16 protein-coding genes and 1 tRNA gene are annotated in these 17009 nt (G+C 47.0%); 6 read left to right on the top strand and 11 right to left on the bottom strand.

Annotation, left to right across the window (positions count from 1 at the left end; all coding sequences use genetic code 11):
• Positions 1 to 337: 337 nt before the first annotated feature.
• From ACFQ2O_RS12210 to ACFQ2O_RS12200, 3 genes are all read right to left on the bottom strand, one after another.
• Positions 338 to 1645, bottom strand: a complete 1308-nt coding sequence (locus tag ACFQ2O_RS12210) for a cystathionine gamma-synthase family protein (RefSeq protein WP_377527961.1) — start codon at positions 1643 to 1645, stop codon at positions 338 to 340.
• Positions 1646 to 1665: 20 nt separating this feature from the next.
• The gene (gene truA, locus ACFQ2O_RS12205) at positions 1666 to 2418 is read right to left on the bottom strand and encodes a tRNA pseudouridine(38-40) synthase TruA (protein ID WP_377527959.1); all 753 of its coding nucleotides are present in this window, start codon (positions 2416 to 2418) and stop codon (positions 1666 to 1668) included.
• Between the two features lie 139 nt (positions 2419 to 2557).
• Entirely contained in the window at positions 2558 to 3757 is a 1200-nt protein-coding gene (locus ACFQ2O_RS12200; protein ID WP_377527957.1) for a thiolase family protein, read from the bottom strand.
• A gap of 66 nt (positions 3758 to 3823) precedes the next feature.
• Between ACFQ2O_RS12200 and ACFQ2O_RS12195 the strand changes: the two genes are divergently transcribed.
• Complete coding sequence (locus ACFQ2O_RS12195) at positions 3824 to 4324, top strand: DUF4293 domain-containing protein (RefSeq protein WP_377527955.1); 501 nt, start codon at positions 3824 to 3826, stop codon at positions 4322 to 4324.
• 228 nt (positions 4325 to 4552) lie between these two features.
• On the opposite strand, the gene ACFQ2O_RS12190 is transcribed toward ACFQ2O_RS12195, so the two are convergent.
• Both ACFQ2O_RS12190 and ACFQ2O_RS12185 read right to left on the bottom strand, forming a co-directional pair.
• Positions 4553 to 5293, bottom strand: coding sequence for a DUF4476 domain-containing protein (locus ACFQ2O_RS12190; protein ID WP_377527953.1), 741 nt, complete (start codon positions 5291 to 5293; stop codon positions 4553 to 4555).
• A gap of 205 nt (positions 5294 to 5498) precedes the next feature.
• Positions 5499 to 6668 carry an AIR synthase related protein gene (locus tag ACFQ2O_RS12185; protein ID WP_377527951.1) on the bottom strand — a complete coding sequence of 390 codons (1170 nt, stop codon included), beginning with the start codon at positions 6666 to 6668 and terminating at the stop codon, positions 5499 to 5501.
• A gap of 253 nt (positions 6669 to 6921) precedes the next feature.
• Here ACFQ2O_RS12185 and ACFQ2O_RS12180 point away from each other — a divergent pair, with 253 nt between their 5' ends.
• A complete protein-coding gene (locus tag ACFQ2O_RS12180) occupies positions 6922 to 7473 on the top strand; it encodes a hypothetical protein (protein ID WP_377527949.1) in 552 nt (183 codons plus the stop codon).
• Positions 7474 to 7690: 217 nt separating this feature from the next.
• Here the strand turns inward: ACFQ2O_RS12180 and ACFQ2O_RS12175 are convergent, their stop codons facing one another.
• The 4 genes from ACFQ2O_RS12175 to ACFQ2O_RS12160 form a co-directional block, all read right to left on the bottom strand.
• Entirely contained in the window at positions 7691 to 9613 is a 1923-nt protein-coding gene (locus ACFQ2O_RS12175; RefSeq protein WP_377527947.1) for an OmpA family protein, read from the bottom strand.
• 55 nt (positions 9614 to 9668) lie between these two features.
• On the bottom strand, positions 9669 to 10151 hold the full coding sequence (locus tag ACFQ2O_RS12170; RefSeq protein WP_377527945.1) for a hypothetical protein: 483 nt from the start codon (positions 10149 to 10151) through the stop codon (positions 9669 to 9671).
• A 113-nt stretch (positions 10152 to 10264) separates the two neighbouring features.
• A complete protein-coding gene (locus tag ACFQ2O_RS12165; protein WP_377527943.1) occupies positions 10265 to 11083 on the bottom strand; it encodes a (Fe-S)-binding protein in 819 nt (272 codons plus the stop codon).
• Positions 11084 to 11177: 94 nt separating this feature from the next.
• Positions 11178 to 12551, bottom strand: coding sequence for a 4Fe-4S dicluster domain-containing protein (locus ACFQ2O_RS12160; RefSeq protein WP_377527963.1), 1374 nt, complete (start codon positions 12549 to 12551; stop codon positions 11178 to 11180).
• Between the two features lie 172 nt (positions 12552 to 12723).
• On the opposite strand from ACFQ2O_RS12160, the gene ACFQ2O_RS12155 reads away from it, so the two are divergent.
• Positions 12724 to 12799, top strand: a tRNA-Phe gene (locus ACFQ2O_RS12155).
• Between the two features lie 245 nt (positions 12800 to 13044).
• Here the strand turns inward: ACFQ2O_RS12155 and ACFQ2O_RS12150 are convergent.
• Positions 13045 to 14145, bottom strand: a complete 1101-nt coding sequence (locus ACFQ2O_RS12150) for a J domain-containing protein (RefSeq protein ID WP_377527941.1) — start codon at positions 14143 to 14145, stop codon at positions 13045 to 13047.
• A gap of 158 nt (positions 14146 to 14303) precedes the next feature.
• On the opposite strand from ACFQ2O_RS12150, the gene ACFQ2O_RS12145 reads away from it, so the two are divergent.
• Genes ACFQ2O_RS12145 through ACFQ2O_RS12135 form a run of 3 tightly spaced genes read left to right on the top strand, consistent with a single transcriptional unit; the run spans position 14304 to position 16019 of the window.
• A complete protein-coding gene (locus ACFQ2O_RS12145) occupies positions 14304 to 14684 on the top strand; it encodes a phage holin family protein (protein WP_377527939.1) in 381 nt (126 codons plus the stop codon).
• On the top strand, positions 14681 to 15265 hold the full coding sequence (locus tag ACFQ2O_RS12140; RefSeq protein WP_377527937.1) for a hypothetical protein: 585 nt from the start codon (positions 14681 to 14683) through the stop codon (positions 15263 to 15265). The genes ACFQ2O_RS12145 and ACFQ2O_RS12140 overlap by 4 nt, the downstream gene beginning before the upstream one ends.
• Positions 15252 to 16019: a geranylgeranylglyceryl/heptaprenylglyceryl phosphate synthase gene (locus tag ACFQ2O_RS12135; protein WP_377527935.1), complete on the top strand. Its 768-nt coding sequence runs from the start codon at positions 15252 to 15254 to the stop codon at positions 16017 to 16019. Before ACFQ2O_RS12140 ends, ACFQ2O_RS12135 begins: the two co-directional genes overlap by 14 nt.
• On the opposite strand, the gene ACFQ2O_RS12130 is transcribed toward ACFQ2O_RS12135, so the two are convergent.
• Positions 16002 to 16928: an AraC family transcriptional regulator gene (locus ACFQ2O_RS12130; RefSeq protein ID WP_377527933.1), complete on the bottom strand. Its 927-nt coding sequence runs from the start codon at positions 16926 to 16928 to the stop codon at positions 16002 to 16004. The genes ACFQ2O_RS12135 and ACFQ2O_RS12130 overlap by 18 nt on opposite strands.
• Between the last annotated feature and the right edge of the window lie 81 nt (positions 16929 to 17009).

Below are 17009 nucleotides of genomic sequence, written 5' to 3'. Positions count from 1 at the left end.
CCACGCGCGCTTTCTTGCAAGCATTTCATCTTCCAGTACTTTTTCTATACATTGCCATTGGGTGTCGGTTAAATCGCTTGGGTAAGTCATAAGTCTGTAAACTTTTATTACCCAACAACCGACACCTGCTTTTTTACTCAACTAAATCAAAACAGCCTCTTAGCGATGCAACTTATACTTATAAAGTAGCTATAACCGCAAACTCCCCTCTCGGGAGGGGCAGGGGTGGGTTTAATTGAGTAACAGCAACTTTAAGAACACTAGCGCAACCCATCTACAACAAAAAAGGCTGGAGCTATACGTAGCCCCAGCCTTTCTATACTTTCATACTTATACTTTATGCTTCAGCTGCTGCGGCTACCGCTACTTTAGCCAGGGCTTGCTCAATATCAGAGATGATATCTTCCGGGTGCTCTACGCCTACTGAGATGCGTACCATACCTTCCCCGATGCCCATTTTGGCTCGGTCGGCGAGGCAGATATCAGAGTGCGTCATAGAGGCTGGGTGCTCGGCCAATGATTCAGTACCACCTAAGCTGACCGCCAGTTTGATTAGCTTCAGGCTGTTCAGGAACATGAAAGCTTCTTTCTCACCGCCTTTTAAGTCAAAAGAAATCATGGAGCCCGCAGCAGTGCATTGTTTGTTGTAAATAGCCTGTTGCCTTGGGTTGTCCTGCAAATCACCTAGGTAGTAGATTTTCTCAACTTTCGGGTGTTGCTTCAGGTAAGCTGCTACTACTTCCGCGCCACGAGCCTGCGCTTCCATGCGTATTTTCAATGTCTCCAAGCTTCGCATCAGCATCCAGCCGGTCCAGGGGCTAGCCATGGAGCCTGCAAAGGTTCGCATACCTTTCACCGCCTTCATCAAGGCGGCAGAACCGGCACAGGCACCAGCAATTAGGTCGGAGTGACCACCGATATACTTTGTGGCTGAGTATAGCACCAGGTCCGCACCATGCTTGAGCGGGTGAGAGAATACTGGCCCCAGGAAGGTGTTATCTACGGCAACTACTACTTTCTTTTCTGCCGTAGAATGCTTTCTAGCCAGCGCCACGCATTCTTCGATATCCACCAGGTGGTTGGTAGGGTTAGCGGGTGTTTCAAGATAAATCATAGCCAGTTTATCAGCTACGCCAGATGCTTCAAGCAGCTGCGCTACTTCTTCGGTGGTGGCACAAGCCTGAAAGCCTATACTTTGAATACCGAATTTAGGCAGGATGTTTTTGATGTAGTAGTCAGAGCCGCCATAGATGGGCTCGCTGTGCAGGATAACGTCGCCGGGTTTGAGGAGGGCAAGAAGTGTGGTGCTGATGGCGGCCATACCGCTGGCGAAAACGGCTGCGTCTTCGGCTCCGTCCCAGAAGCGGAGGCGGTTCTCCAGTATCTCCAGATCAGGATTGTTGAGGCGACTGTAGATGAGCCCCAGCTGCTCTTCATCGTTCTTTTCGCGCAGGCCGTATGCCAGTTCAAAAAAAGCCTTGCCTTCTTCCGCGTTTTTAAAGACAAAGGTGGAGGTTTGATAGATAGGAGCTTTCACAGCCATCTCTGACCATTCAGGGTTGTACCCATAGCTCATCATTAAACTTTCTGGCCGCAGGTGTTTACCGTTTAAGTGCGGCCCCAGATGGTCTTCTTCAAGTTGCATAAGTATGATTAGTTTTTAGGTTAGGTTGATCGCGCTATAATATGAGGCGGATACTCGACCCTCGCCAGGTATAAACCCTCTGAAGGAGCCGCTCCGCTCGATTTACTTCTATTTTGGCTTGCCACCACCTGCTCAAACTCCTGCACCGTCAGCTTTCCTTTCCCAACATCCACCAGCGTACCCACAATCAGCCGCACCATGCCTCTCAAAAACCTGTTTGCCCGGATAGCGAATACCAGCTCCTCTCCTTCCTGCTGCCACACAGCCTCATACATCTCGCAGCGGTAGTGCTTGGTATCGCCTTTTACTTTGCTGAAGGTAGTAAAATCCTCGTACTTAAGCAGTATAGCTGCCGCCTCATTCATCTTTTCTACATTCAGCTCACGGCTGTGGTACCAGGCATAGTAACGTTTAAATGGATTTTTATGCAGCGTGATGTGATAATGATAGGTGCGGGCAAAGGCATCAAAACGGGCGTGCGCCTCGTTGGGCACTAAGTATAAATTTCTTACAGAGATAGCATCCGGAAGAATGCGGTTGAGGCGGAACACGATGTGCTGCGGGTCCAGCTGCTGCTCTGAATCAAAGTGCACAAACTGCTGGCTGGCATGCACACCCGTATCTGTGCGGCCACTGCCTGTGGTGTTGATCTTCTCGCGCAGCACCTTGCTCAAGCAATCTTCTAATACCTCCTGCACCGTTAGAGCATTAGGCTGCACCTGCCATCCATGAAATCTGGTTCCGTCGTAAGCTATCTCTAAAAAATACCGCATAAAGCAAAGGTATGATTTTGAGATAAAAGACACAGGATAATCAACTCTCGCGGTGATAAAATGAAAGCGGCTGCCCCAGTAAGGGACAGCCGCTTTTTATACTTGTCTCAGACGCTCGCAGGAGTTGCGAGGTCATTGGTTATATTTTCTCGTAGATTACGGCTGCGCCCTGGCCTACTCCCACACACATAGTAGCTAAGCCATACTTTGCGCTGGCTTGGCGCTTCATTTCGTGCAGCAAAGTAGCGGATATGCGGGTGCCACTTGCCCCAAGTGGGTGGCCAATGGCAATAGAACCGCCGTTTACGTTTACTTTGGCTGGGTCCAGCTCCAGCTCACGCATACATGCTACCGCCTGCGAGGCAAAAGCCTCATTTAATTCTATCAGATCAATGTCGTTTATACTTAGCCCGGCACGCTTCAAGGCTTTTTGAGTAGCTGGTACCGGACCAATACCCATGTAGGCCGGGTCTACACCTGCCACAGCCGCAGAAACCACGCGCGCCATCGGCGTCAGGTTATAGCGCTTCAGCACCTCTTCGCTCACGATGATAGTCACCGCAGCACCATCGTTTATACCTGATGAGTTTCCTGCCGTAACCGAGCCACCTTTTTTGAAAGCGGGACTGAGCGAGTTTAATTTTTCTACTGTTGATAAACGCGGATGCTCGTCTGTATCGAAAATGATATCATCGCCTTTGCGCTGTGGTATCGCCACCGGAATGATCTCGTCTCTGAACTTACCTTGCTCCGCCGCCTCTTTATACTTTACCTGGGAGCTATGTGCAAACTCATCCTGAGTTTCACGTGAAATACCGTAACGCTCTGCCACATTCTCAGCCGTCTCACCCATACCAAAAGGGTAATGCAGCTTAGACAGCTTATCGTTGATAAAGCGCCAGCCAATCGTGGTATCGTATATTTCTGCCGTACGGCCATAAGCTGTTTCTGACTTGCCCATCACAAAGGGAGCACGGGTCATACTTTCCACACCACCGGCCAGGTATACTTCACCGTCGCCACACGTTATAGCACGAGACGCATCCATGATAGACTGCAAGCCAGACGCACAAAGCCTGTTGACGGTAACACCGCCTATTTCCTGTGGCAAGCCTGCCAGCAAAAGCGCCATACGGGCTACGTTGCGGTTATCTTCACCTGCCTGGTTTGCCGCTCCCATCACCACATCTTCTATTAATGCAGGGTCCAGGTTTGGGTTACGGGTAACGATTTCACGCAGCACCAGCGCGGCCATATCATCCGGGCGAACACTACTGAGCGTGCCCCCAAATTTACCTACCGGCGTTCTAAGTATATCAACTATATAAGCAGTATGCATCTAAATTTTAGTTTTACAGGTCTTTGTCTAATTTTGCATCTTATTGCAAGTTAAATTAACCATACTATGATACAAAGAATTCAAACCGTATTTCTGGCTTTGCTCGCTATCGCGATGATATGCATGCTGTTTTTGCCGCTGTGGTCTAATACAGATCCCACTACTGGCGAAACAGTAGTACTAACTGCCTGGAACCTAAAATCATACTTCCTGAATGAGCAGGGTGATCCTACTACAGCCGGTACTGTACCGCAGCAGGGTACTATTGCCATTGGTATGCTGGCTATCGCTGCCGCTGTTATTGCGGTGTATGAAATATTCCAGTATAAAAGCCGCCTGAACCAGATGAAAATGGGTCTTTTAAATACGCTGGTGCTGGCTGCACTGCTTGGCACCTCCTTCTATTACGCTATTTATGTGGGCGCTGAGCTTGTGAGCGGCACCGATAACGGTAATTATGAGGCTGGCTTTTTTATGCCTGGCCTGGCGCTTTTACTGAATGCCTTGGCTAATCGCTTCATTAAGCGTGATGAGGACTTAGTACGATCTGTAGATAGGCTGAGGTAATTTTGAAAACTGGATTTTGAATGAGTGAATATTTCAAAGTTACTCACCATCAAAAAGCCGCTTTAGATTTAGTTCTAAAGCGGCTTTTTGCTTTTGTAGCAATGTATAAGAGCCGTTAGAGTACACAGCCGCAGCTCCTCATCATGAAGGTAATTGGCCTCAGTGTTTACAGCAAAAAGAGTGGTTTAGGCAAAAACCACTCCGCTTCTGTGGTAGCTAAACTTTACCTTATCTTCTTCGGGAAGTATACTCCTCCAGCTCCCGCACACTACTATCAAACCGGAAAATATCATAGATGTAATAGAAGTGTTCTTTATCACACACATACTCGTAGGCATACCTGGCAAACTCTACCTTGGTGCTTTCATACTCAAACTGTTGCAATAGGCGTTTCAGATCTTCAGCCATAAGGCTGCTGTTACGGATAGCGTCACGGGCAATGCTCAACTTGGTGCTCTCAAAGTCGCGGCTGCGGATGGTTTCCATTAGCCTATCCAGCTCACGGGAGCTTAGCAGGTTTCGGCAACTACCGTAGTAGTTATCTTCATACTTTGGAGGCACAGGATCATACCTATCGTCATAGCGGCGGTAATCCGGGTAGCGTGGCAGGGGTGGCACTACTACTACCGGAGGAGCCAAAGGCACCTCACTTATCAGTTGCAGATAAGCTTGCCCGCTTCGGCCACGGGTACGTACGCCATAGTTTGCCTCTACTCCGTCCGGCACAAACACCTTCTGCCCCATCTTGTAGACACCATGGCGACCTCTCACGCGCAGCTCTACATAATGCTTCCCCGGCCGCACATGGTTAACACGCACATAGTTTGAGGCAGTTCGGTTAATGGTTTGCCCATCTACCTCTACTTGAAAGAACTCGCCACGCTCGGCGATGAAGGTTAGTATAGAAGCTTGCGCCATGACTGGCAAAACCAGTAAAACAAGCAGGAACGGGAGTAGATACTTTTTCATCTGAAGTATAGGTTTTTGCTTATACTTCAGCTAAGCCAATTATTGTGCCAGTTTGGGTTGTTTGAGGGGGTGAGCTCCACAGATACTCTGTGGGGCTTTGAGCTTCTCTCAGTTTTTACCTAAAAGATTTGCAACATAACCCACAAAAAAAAGCGCCACAGGTGCTGTACCTGTGGCGCTCTTGAAAGTATAAGTATAACCTGTCTTAGCCTTCGTAATAAAACTCGCCTTTATCGCTGCGGATGGTGAGTTCGTTTTTGTCGCTTTTCTTCACTTTGCCTATGATTTGAGCCTCTACGCCAAATGAATTAGAAATTTCAATCAGCTCCTGCGCATGCTCCTCTGGCAGGTAGATCTCCAGGCGATGGCCCATGTTAAAGACTTTGTACATCTCTTTCCAATCGGTTTGGCTTTGCTCCTGAATAATGCGGAACAGCGGTGGCACCGGAAACAGCTTGTCTTTGATGATATGCACTTTGTCGGTAAAGTGTAGCACCTTTGTTTGTGCCCCTCCACTGCAATGCACCATCCCGTGGATGTGCTGGCGGTGTTCCTCTAAAATCGCTTTTACAATAGGCGCATAAGTACGGGTTGGTGACAGCACCAGTTTACCTATCTCCAGACCGGTTTCCTTGTCTATGTCAGTGAGACGGCAAGAGCCGGAGTAAATCAGGTCGCCTGGCACTTCGTGGTCATAGCTTTCCGGGTAAGAGGCTGCCAGGTATTTATGGAATACGTCGTGGCGAGCCGAAGTAAGGCCGTTGCTGCCCATACCGCCGTTGTACTCCGTTTCGTAGGTAGCTTGCCCTGAAGAGGCAAAGCCAACAATTACATCACCCGGTTGTATCGTATGGTTTGATATTACCGCATCGCGACGCATACGTGCCGTTACAGTACTGTCTACGATGATGGTGCGTACCAAGTCACCCACATCAGCCGTTTCGCCGCCAGTGCTATAAATGCCCATGCCGTTGTCACGCAGCATCTGCAGCACCTCTTCGGTCCCGTTAATGATGGCGGCAATCACCTCGCCTGGAATCAGATTCTTGTTACGGCCGATGGTAGAGGAAAGCAGGATATTATCGGTAGCACCTACGCACAGCAAATCATCTGTATTCATTACCACCGCATCCTGTGCTATGCCTTTCCATACGCTCAGGTCGCCGGTTTCTTTCCAGTACATATACGCCAGCGATGACTTGGTGCCAGCGCCATCAGCATGCATAATGGCGCAGTAGTCTTCGTCGCCAGTAAGTATATCAGGTATGATTTTGCAGAATGCTTTTGGGAAGAGCCCTTTATCGATGTTCTTGATGGCGTTGTGCACATCTTCTTTGGAAGCGGATACGCCGCGGCGCAAATATCTATTTTCCATAGTTCTGGATGATTTGCCTACAAATTTAAGAAAGGGAATGGCATTAGCGACAGCAGAGGCTATTTATTCCTCCATAAAAAACCAATCTTGTACTTCACTACTCCCTTTTAAGCTTTTACCTGAAGTGGTTTACCTGCTACAAGAGGTTTCAACTAAGTTATTGTTGTTTTACTTTTCCTATACGCACACTTGCAACCATATCATTTATAAGTGGATCAGCTATATAGAAGTATAACCAAACACTAATATCGCTATGACAAACAAACTATTGCTCCCTTTGCTGGGTGCCATGACTCTTTTTGCCTTACCAGTACTGGCACAAGAAACTCCAGCCTCTACACCGCAGGCGGTTGCTCCTTATAAGACAGCCATAGGCTTCCGGACTTCATTTGGGGGCTCGTCTGGTACACACTCAGATCTTAGGCTCAAGCACTTTATAAAACCAGAAACTGCATTAGAGCTACAGGTAGGCCAGCTAAGTTATAGAGATACGTATCAAGCATCCTTGCATTATATCTGGCAGCCACAGCTACTTAGCACCAGCCGTCTGCGGCCATACGCTGGTATAGGGATTGGCGCTGTAGGCACTACCCGTAACAGGCTTTATGAGAAGCAGGACCTGGAAATGGGTGCTGTAGTGTTAGGCTCAGTAGGCATAGAATATACCTTCCGTAAGCTTCCCCTTTCTGTATCGCTGGACTACCGCCATACTTTACTTGGCCTTAGCACCGGCACTTTTCAATATCGGGGCTACTCTAGCATGAACTCGGTTGGGCTGGGGTTGAAGTATACGTTTGGAAAATGATTATCTGAATCAGGATTTACAGTATTTTAAAATGCCCAGAATGAACGCGATGATCACCTTTTGCATTTCTCTAGCACAAAAGCTTCTACAGTGAGGCCCGAAATTTAAAATGTGCACGAGCTGCTAATCCTAATAATCTTATAAATCCTGATTCAGACAAAAATAGCCGCATAAGATTTATACTTATGCGGCTATTTTTATTTTAGCGCTACACTGATTACTCTTGTATACGCACCACTTTAAATTCTGTGCGTCGGTTACGCTGGTGTTCTGCCTCGGTTTTAGCATTTCTGACAACTGGTCGGCTCTCACCATAACCTCTGGCTGTAATGCGCGAGCGATCTATCCCTTGGGAAATAATATAGGCTACAGCAGACTCAGCACGGCGCTGCGACAGGTCTTGGTTGTAAACATCGCTACCACGCGCATCGGTGTGTGAGCTTAGCTCAATGGAGATGCCCGGGTTGTCTTTTAGTATCTGCACCAGTTTGTTAAGCTCTACCGCTGCATCCGGGCGTATATTGGCTTTGTCGAAGTCGTAGAAGATATTCTCCAGTACAATGGCTTTCTCTTTCACAATCTGGTTTAGGACAAGTGTTGCCGTAAGGCGCACCTCATTCACCTCCTGCGTCAGTTCACTTTGCGCTGGCATTTTACCTTTTGTTGTAATCTGCTGGCGGGCTGTAAAGAAACCGAGCTTCTCAGCAACCAGGAAATAAGTTGAAGCTGAATCTAACGCAAAAGTAAATTGGCCGCTGGCATCGGTACTGATGGTGCGCAGCTTAACTCCGGCTTCATCCTGTAATATGATGGTATGGTTCGGTACGGCAGTTCGCTGGCGGGCTCCGTCACGCAACTGAAACAGCGTGCCATCCACAAAGAAATCGACCTGCTTACGCGCACTCTTCACAAAGCGATAGAGGTCATCTCCTCCCTTACCGCCATCGCGGTTAGAAGAGAAAAAGCCATACTGGCCGTTCACAAAGTAAATCCCAAAATCATCTCCAGGCGAGTTTACCGGCTGCCCCATGTTGATAGGTTTGCCATCCTGAATCCGAAACAGATCAAGGTTGCCTAAGCCGGGCAAGCCGTCAGATGCCACATATACAGTGCCATCAGGCCCTACCGATACAAAAGTCTCATTACCTGGTGTGTTGATTTCCGGGCCAAGGTTTTCTGGTCTGGAGAACCGGCCGTTATCATCTAAGGTTGATTTGTAGATATCCATGCCTCCCAGTCCGCCTCTGCGGCTGGAAGAGAAGTATAACGTTTTGCCGTCAGGTGAAAAAGCAGGAGAAGAGTCCCAGGCCTCAGTATCATTTATACTTAACGGCTTCGGCTCTGACCAGCCGCTTGCACGGCGCTGTGAGATAAACAGATCCACATTCTGGCGGCCTTTCTTGGTGCCTTCGTTACCTCGGGCAAACACCATGGTGCGGCCTTCGTTAGTAAAGGTCGCCAGCGCATCATGCAGGCCTTCTACATTTATGCCCTCATACTTACGTGCGGCACCGCCCATTTCAGCAGCGGTGTCTGTGAGCGTGATGGCAAATACATCCAAAAACCCCTCGCCATTGCCCAGGTACTCTTTGCCTGCGCCCCGCGTAGAAGAAAATATAAGCTCATTATCTAAGACATAAGGAGCAAATTCTGATGCCTCTGTGTTTAATGCCTCCAGATTTTCCACCTTATAGCGTTGGTTCATGCCCAGAATTTCGTCTAACTGCTGCAGGTTTTCTAACTCACGGGCTGCCATTGATTTTAGCTGCGAGCTTGTGCCTACACGCACATAGTCCTGCATCTGGCGCAGTGCTTCTTCATACTTGCCGTTAGCCTTTAGAGCCAGGGCATAGTAGTAATAGGCATCTTCCTTACGGTAACTGGCATCCAGTGCAGCTTTATAGTGTGGCTCGGCTTGGGCTATGCGGTTAGACAGGCGATAAGATTCGGCAATTTTATAGTTCACCTCACCTATATTATCACTTTTGCTTAGAGCCTGCTTGTAGTACTCTATGGCACGCTCATACTCTTCCGCACCAAAACGCTTATCGCCTTTGCTCAAATACTTACCGGCACCACAGGCACCGAGCAGGAACAGGAGCAGCAAGAGTATACTTGCCTGTTTCAGTAGATTTGCCAAGGGCTTAGGTTGTAGCGTAGAGCGCATGAACAAGTATGGTTAATGTTTACACAGGTTAGAAATACCTGGAGAGCCAACTGCTGCCGGCAGGCTTTGGCCACGCATTTTGCAGCTCTCCATAGTTATTAATTAGTGTATCAAAGTATAATGAATTCTGATCTATTTCACCGGCTGCTACCTTACTTTTGAGCTCCTGCATGCTTACCAACTGCACCTGCTCATCCTTTAGAAAAGCAAGCTGGGTACGATCAAAGAAAGAAACTCCAAATTTCTGCTCCAGCTCCTTTACGAAACTCACTGACTTATCTATGGAACAACCGCTGGCTGCAGTTGCTTCCTCATTATTTGCCAGCACCAGGAAGCGGTTGTGCAGCAGCTCAGCAGAAGCCTGCAGGCCTTTGCCGTGGCTACTCCAGTCGGTAGCAAAACGCTCCATAAGTGGTTTTATTTCAGTCTGCTCTGCCTCTGTGAAAGGGCGGCTGGCCTGATAAACCCAAAGGCGCGCCTGTGGCGGCAATTCGCTAAACGGAATATACATGTTTTAGGTTAATCTGATAGCGTGTTAGCTGTTACAAAAACAGGCTGTTGTACCGTATATCTAGCTTACGTATGGTACAACAGCCTGTTTCCTGCTTATTTAACGTAATATTACTAGCGGCTAAGTCCTTCTGCCTGAGCAATAAGCTCAGCTATATCAAAAACTCTTACGCTTTCTTCCTGCTCCTTGTTTTTAACACCATCGTTCATCATTACCATACAAAAAGGGCAGGCTGTGGCAATCACGCCTTCGCCGGCTCCTAAAGTAGCCAATGCCTCTTCTGTTCTTTCGATGTTGATGTCTTTGTTGCCTGGCTCCGGCTCTTTAAACATCTGGGCGCCACCGGCACCACAGCAAAGCCCATTGGCGCGCACGCGCTTCATTTCCACCAGGTCAGCATCCAGAGCAGCCAGCACATCGCGTGGCGCTTCATAAATATCGTTGGCTCTACCCAGGTAGCAGGAGTCATGATACGTAATGCGCTTGCCCTTGAAGCTTTCGCCTCCTTTTACGTGCACCTTTCCCTCGTTAATTAACTGCTGCAGGAATGTGGAGTGGTGAATCACTTCATAGTTACCACCCAGATCAGGGTACTCGTTCTTTAGCGTATTAAAGCAGTGCGGGCAAGCGGTTACAATTTTTTTGATGTTGTAGGCATTGAGCACCTCTATGTTAGTGATGGCCTGCATCTGGAACAGAAACTCGTTTCCCGCACGTTTGGCAGGCTCTCCTGTGCAGCTCTCTTCGGTGCCCAGCACAGCATACTTTATTCCCACATGCTCCAGTATCTGCACAAAGGCGCGTGTTACTCTTTTATAGCGGTCGTCGAAAGAACCGGCACAGCCTACCCAAAATAAGATTTCCGGCTCTTCACCATTGGCAGCCATTTCAGCCATGGTTGGCACTTTCACTAATCTTTTATTTTCTTCCATCTGTTTTTGAAATGGACACAAGATGCTAGACGCTAGACATAAGATTGTCTATATGTAGTCTAATATCCTGTGTCTAAGGTCTTGTGTCTAAAATTTAATTCTTACTAGGTACATACAGTTCATCAGCCCAGTTAAAGCGGTCCGAAGGAGAGAAGGCCCATGGGGCACCATTGTTCTCGATGTTAGTGAACATGGCATTAACTGAAGCTGGTGCGGCAGACTCTTCCAGCACCAGGAAGCGGCGCAGGTCCATGATGGTGGACAGCTGATCTATATTAACAGGGCAAGCTTCTACGCAGGCATTGCAGGTAGTACAAGCCCACAGCTCTTCTGGTGTAATATAGCCTCGCAACAGCGTTTTCTCTTCCGTTGTTTCTACACGCTCCACGCCTTGCTCTTTATAATGATTTGGAGCGAAGATAGCAGGGTGTTCTCCTTTCTCCTCCATTCTGTCGCGGGTGTCCATTACAATTTTACGTGGCGAAAGCAGCTTGCCAGTAATGTTGGCCGGGCATACCGAAGTACAGCGACCGCACTCGGTACAAGTATAGGAGTCCATTAACTGCTTCCAGGTTAAGTCCTCCACGTCTTTGGCACCAAAGCGCTGTATCACAGGGTTACCCTCCGCATCTACCTCTGGGGCAGGTGGCTGATAGCTTGGATCCAGCATAGCCTTGATTTCGTGCGTAATGGCTGGGTTGGTAGTGAATTTACCCTTAGGCAGCAGCTTAGAGTAGTACACGTTCGGGAAAGCCATGATAATATGGAAGTGCTTAGAACTTGGCAGGTAATTCATAAAAGCCAGGATACCGATAATATGAAACCACCAGCCTACACGGCCAATAATATGAAGCATTTCAGGATCGCTCCCCAAGGCATTCACAAACAAAGAGCTGATCGGGTAAACCCCGGCAACATGCGCGCCTCTTAGCTGCGCCAGTTTTAAATCTGAAATATTGAAAACAAATAGCGCCAGCATCAGCACAATTTCAATGATCAGGATAATATTGGCATCCATTTTCGGCCATGCGCGCATCTCCACACCGTTGGCTAAACGAGGCACCTTAGTTACATTTCGTCTCCACAAGAAAATGGCACACGCTACAATTACAAGTGCTGCCAAAACCTCATTCACAGCCATTAAGCCGCTATACAAGATACCGGCAAAGCCAAGAATACGGTGTGTGCCGAAGATGCCGTCAATCAAGATCTCGATTACCTCGATGTTGATGACTAAAAACCCAACGTACACAAACAAGTGCAGCACAGCAGGCAGCATGCGCTTAAACATCTTCTGCTGCCCGAAGGCGACTAATAATGTTTTGTTGATCCGCTCTGATGGATTATCAGCCAACTCTACATCCCGGCCCATGAGCACGTTCTTGCGGATTTTGCTGATCTGCCACACAAAAAGGCCTATACCAATGGCAGCCACAATTAAAAAGATGATGTTCTCTAGTCCTATTATCACGGCAAATTATTCGTTATACATACTAATTTGTACCTAAATATAGCAGAATTATGGCTAAAATGTACCTTAGCGCTATATTTTAAAATATTTTTATCGATAATGTTTGCACCTTAAAAGTTAGTTGCTACTTTTGCATACCCTTACGCAACAAAGGGGCACAACAAGAGCTGGTGATGTAGCTCAGTTGGTAGAGCAAAGGACTGAAAATCCTTGTGTCGTTGGTTCGATTCCAATCATCACCACCAGCTTAACCCTCACGTGAAAACGTGGGGGTTTTTTGTTTGCCCCCCTTCTCAGCCAATTTACACTTGCATACTTTATTTAGGCCCCTCTGGTTTTGTGGCTAATCTATAAACTATGCTTTATGGCAGCATGACCTGTATCAACCTGCTATCACCTGTAATAATTAGGCCATAGCTAAAGCGTTAGCAGCCTTAAAAACTTTCAGCTGCGACAAAGCCTGCGCATATTCTACTCTGCTTATGTTAGTTTATTCCTGGCAACGACCACGAAGCTCCGCTAAAGCGGCTGAGTAGCCGAGTTGGTATGATTTGTAAAAGTGGGCGCAAGCAGAGTCAGACTGCTGTAGCTCAAATTCAGTTCTTCCCAATAAGTAGTAAAGCCTGCCATTCTCTTTATCTTTTGCAAGCGCAGCACGATAATCCCGCTCAGCTGCTTCTCCTTCTCCTTTCTTATAATAGGCAAAGCCACGATAAGTAAGTGCCTCCACTGCTTGCTCATTGGTTGTAGTATGCTTCAAAAACTCCGTTAGGTCTGTAATGGCAGCATCATATCTTTTCAGATAAAAGAGACGCACCTCTCCCCTCCTCAGGTATGCCAGCCACAATTGCTTGTTTAAAGAAAGTGCTTGTGTTAAGTCTTGTTCTGCTTTTTGATGCTGCGACAACTGCTGATAACTGCGCCCCCGCATATAGTATAAATGAGCTGGCGGATGCTCCTGCAAGGCTATGCTTCTATTCAGATCCCGTAGCGCATAATTGTAGTTTTCATACACGTCCAGCTCGATGCCTGCCCGTGCCTCATATGCTCCTGCATGGTCAGGTATAAAGTCTATAGCATCATTAAGCAGCGTATGCGCACTATCATACTTTCCGTCAGCGATATAAGCCATGGCTGTTTTATAGTTGTCTTCGCCAGCCACATGATCCATCACAAACTTTAGCAGAAGGCTAAAAATCACAATCCCTCCCACAAAAGCCAAGGTTATGTACCAGTCTTTGCGTGAGAAGCGGTGATTAGTAGAATGCCTGGTTTTGTAGTAACGCTCTGATACACCTGCAGGGGGCCTGGTAGTATATTGCTGCTGGCCCTGGTGCTGCGCCTGGTAATACACCACCCTACGCTGTTGCTCGCGCTGATATTGCAGGCGCATGTCATACAGTGCTCGCTTACCCGGGTTTGATAGGGTTTGGTTGGCAGCATTCACCAGCTTAAACATTTCTTCTGCGTGTGTATCGCCTGGGTTTCTGTCAGGATGATATTTTAACGCAAGTTGCTTGTAAGCGGCCTTTATTTGCTGCGCCGTGGCAGTAGGGCTTATGCCTAATATGTTGTAATAATTATACTCCAAACAGGTGTCAATCCTAAAATAGATTAGCTAAAATTTAACTTAAACCGGACAATTTCCAGTAAAATTACGTACGACAAGTTTATGCACATATACTTTATGTATATTTTTAAGATTACGCCCGTATACAAAAAAAGCATCAAAATAAGCTAAACGAAACTATGGCCTTACAAGATAACGGAAACCGCGAACGCAACAACAATATTATCGAGAATACAATGGGGTACATTGATACCCGCATAGATATTATACGACTGGAAATACAGGAGAAGCTGAAAGCTGTTTTTGTAAGTACCATTCATGGTGTTTTACTTGGGCTAGTAGGGTTCATGTTTTTCATTTTCTTTAATATATTCTTGGGCCTGCTGCTAAACGACCTGCTTGACAGCTACTTCTGGGGCTTCGGTATCGTAGCACTGTTTTACCTGATAATTTTAATTATACTTGTAATAGGGCTTGATAAAAAGGTTTTCAACAACGTGGCCGACAAGGCTTTCGATAACACTATTTATAAATCTGACAAACGAGAGAAACACGTATGAGCGAATTAAATAACCCTTTGTTTGATAACGAACGAGAGTTTCTGGAGCGCCAGAAAGAGGAATATAAGAACGCCTTGATGGGAGACGTGGACCAGATAAAGTCCCAAGGCCAGGAAATAGGCAAGAAGGTAGCTGTGGCAGGCGGTGTATTACTAGCAGGATGGCTGGTGAAACGGATGTTTTCAGGCGGGAAAAAGAAGATAAAAGAAGCCAAGGCGAATAAGAAAGATAAAAAACATGACACGACGGTTACGCATATTGCCAACGCCTCTGCCAGCCAGGATAAAACGGTAATATACCACCAGGAGGAGGACGACTTCTTTCTGCCTACTGAAGACTTAGAGCAAAAACAACACGCAAAAGATTCGAAAAAAAGCTCAAAAGGCTTTTTACAATCAAGCACTGGTAAAATGCTGCAGCAGCAGGCAATGGCTCTATTAGTGATGTATGCTACTAAAAAGCTGGATGAATACTTAAAGAGTGTCTCTGAAAATGACGATATTGCAGCTAAGCCTGTAGTAGAGGTTACAGAAATAGAGACAACTGAGTATATCGTTCCGGAGAAGGATGCCATTTTATAACGCTCGTACAAAACAACAGCCCCAAATCACAGGCAGGAAGCATTTCGCAGTTCTGCTCGACCCCGACAACCTGACGGAGGCCTCCTGCCTGAACCTAATTACTCTCAGCCAAGCCCACCCGGTTGACTTTTTCTTTGTAGGGGGCAGCCTTGTCACCACACAACATCAGGCAAGTATAATTCAGCTCCTGAAACATCATTGTAACACCCCTGTCATTCTTTTCCCGAGCAATAGCCAGCACATTGATACTAAGGCAGACGGAATTCTGCTACTTTCTTTAATTTCTGGCCGCAACCCTGATTTCTTAATTGGCCAGCATGTCGTCTCAGCGCCATTGTTGAAGGCAAGCAAGCTACAAATTTATCCTACGGGCTATATGCTTATAGATACAGGGAAACAGACAACTGCCTCCTATATGAGCGGCACTATGCCTATTCCGTATGATAAGCCTGCTATTGCAGCATGTACCGCGATGGCCGGAGAAATGCTTGGCCTGCAATACATTTATATGGATGGTGGCAGCGGTGCCCAACAACCTGTATCAGCTGAAATGATTGCAGCAGTGCGCAAGGCTGTAGAGCTTCCCTTGATAATTGGAGGAGGCATTAACACGACAGAGAAAGCCGCAACTGCACTTGATGCTGGTGCAGATGTAGTGGTGATAGGAAACCACATAGAAAAAAACCCCGGCTTTCTGGCCGAGGTCTCTTCCCTTGTTGCTTCGTATAACGTAGCCTTAGATGTTCGTCGCTGATTCGCGGCGGCGCATCTTACCGGCTGGTATACCAAACATCATTTTAAAGCGGCGACAGAAGTAAGCGGTATCTTTATACCCTACTTCTTTACCTATCTCGCGAATACTCTTCTTAGTAGTACGCAGCAAGAATACGGCACGCTCCATGCGCTGGTATTCAATGTAATCCTGCGGGTTAATGCCTGTCAGCATTTTGAAATACTGACCGACATAGTCCTCAGATACATTCGCCACATTAGAAAGCACCTTGTTAGACAAGTCGCCACCGATGTTCTCTTTGATGTAGTTAAACAGATCAATGAGGCGAGGATCCTTAAAGTACGTGCTGTTAGTAGCTAGTTGCTCCACAAACATTCTGTTACGTAGAATGTGGCGCACAATCTCCACTACGATCTGCTCTGTGTACAGATTGATCAGGCGCTCTTTGCCTGGCAGCTCCTGCATACTCTCTTCCACCACTTTGATCACCAGGTTGGCGAGCTTGTTGTTGTTAGAGATCAGGAACGCAGGTAAATCAAGCGAAGCAAAGAAGTTTACAGAGTCAAATACCTTTGCCTCGAAACTAACATAGCTATGGCTCTCTTCCGCATCACCAATCAAGTCCAGATCGTTGTTGCTTCTGTAGAACTTTTCTCTGTTCGTAATCAGGTCATCATTAGTGATGGATCTACCCTCACCAGACGGACCATAGGTAATTTTGGTACTTCGGCCTCCAGGAACGAATAGAAGCTCCCCTTCTTCTACCATTTGTTCCTCTTCGCCAAAGAAGATACTGCCCTTGTGAAGCAGGATCAGGTTATTGCCAACATCGTAGTAATTGCGCACCGTAAACGGCTGTTGCAACACTAGATTTTTACCTTTAATGAACCGCACCCCAAGCGACTCAATAATCTTATTGTAATCTTCCATGTGTGTTACCAACTAACTTTTATACTATAAACCCTTTAAATTTGGCCTAAAGCTAAGCTTAATCTTTATAAAATTCAAATC

This window comes from Pontibacter rugosus (genome assembly GCF_042678745.1).
GTDB lineage: Bacteria > Bacteroidota > Bacteroidia > Cytophagales > Hymenobacteraceae > Pontibacter > Pontibacter rugosus.
This window is presented reverse-complemented; position numbering and strand designations above follow the sequence as displayed.

Bases quoted from the DNA above. Each gene is read 5' to 3' on its own strand.
- ACFQ2O_RS12210 (WP_377527961.1), bottom strand. From the start codon at position 1,645: ATGCAACTTGAAGAAGACCATCTGGGGCCGCACTTAAACGGTAAACAC.
- truA (WP_377527959.1), bottom strand. From the start codon at position 2,418: ATGCGGTATTTTTTAGAGATAGCTTACGACGGAACCAGATTTCATGGA.
- ACFQ2O_RS12200 (WP_377527957.1), bottom strand. From the start codon at position 3,757: ATGCATACTGCTTATATAGTTGATATACTTAGAACGCCGGTAGGTAAA.
- ACFQ2O_RS12195 (WP_377527955.1), top strand. From the start codon at position 3,824: ATGATACAAAGAATTCAAACCGTATTTCTGGCTTTGCTCGCTATCGCG.
- ACFQ2O_RS12190 (WP_377527953.1), bottom strand. From the start codon at position 5,293: ATGAAAAAGTATCTACTCCCGTTCCTGCTTGTTTTACTGGTTTTGCCA.
- ACFQ2O_RS12185 (WP_377527951.1), bottom strand. From the start codon at position 6,668: ATGGAAAATAGATATTTGCGCCGCGGCGTATCCGCTTCCAAAGAAGAT.
- ACFQ2O_RS12180 (WP_377527949.1), top strand. From the start codon at position 6,922: ATGACAAACAAACTATTGCTCCCTTTGCTGGGTGCCATGACTCTTTTT.
- ACFQ2O_RS12170 (WP_377527945.1), bottom strand. From the start codon at position 10,151: ATGTATATTCCGTTTAGCGAATTGCCGCCACAGGCGCGCCTTTGGGTT.
- ACFQ2O_RS12165 (WP_377527943.1), bottom strand. From the start codon at position 11,083: ATGGAAGAAAATAAAAGATTAGTGAAAGTGCCAACCATGGCTGAAATG.
- ACFQ2O_RS12145 (WP_377527939.1), top strand. From the start codon at position 14,304: ATGGCCTTACAAGATAACGGAAACCGCGAACGCAACAACAATATTATC.
- ACFQ2O_RS12140 (WP_377527937.1), top strand. From the start codon at position 14,681: ATGAGCGAATTAAATAACCCTTTGTTTGATAACGAACGAGAGTTTCTG.
- ACFQ2O_RS12135 (WP_377527935.1), top strand. From the start codon at position 15,252: ATGCCATTTTATAACGCTCGTACAAAACAACAGCCCCAAATCACAGGC.
- ACFQ2O_RS12130 (WP_377527933.1), bottom strand. From the start codon at position 16,928: ATGGAAGATTACAATAAGATTATTGAGTCGCTTGGGGTGCGGTTCATT.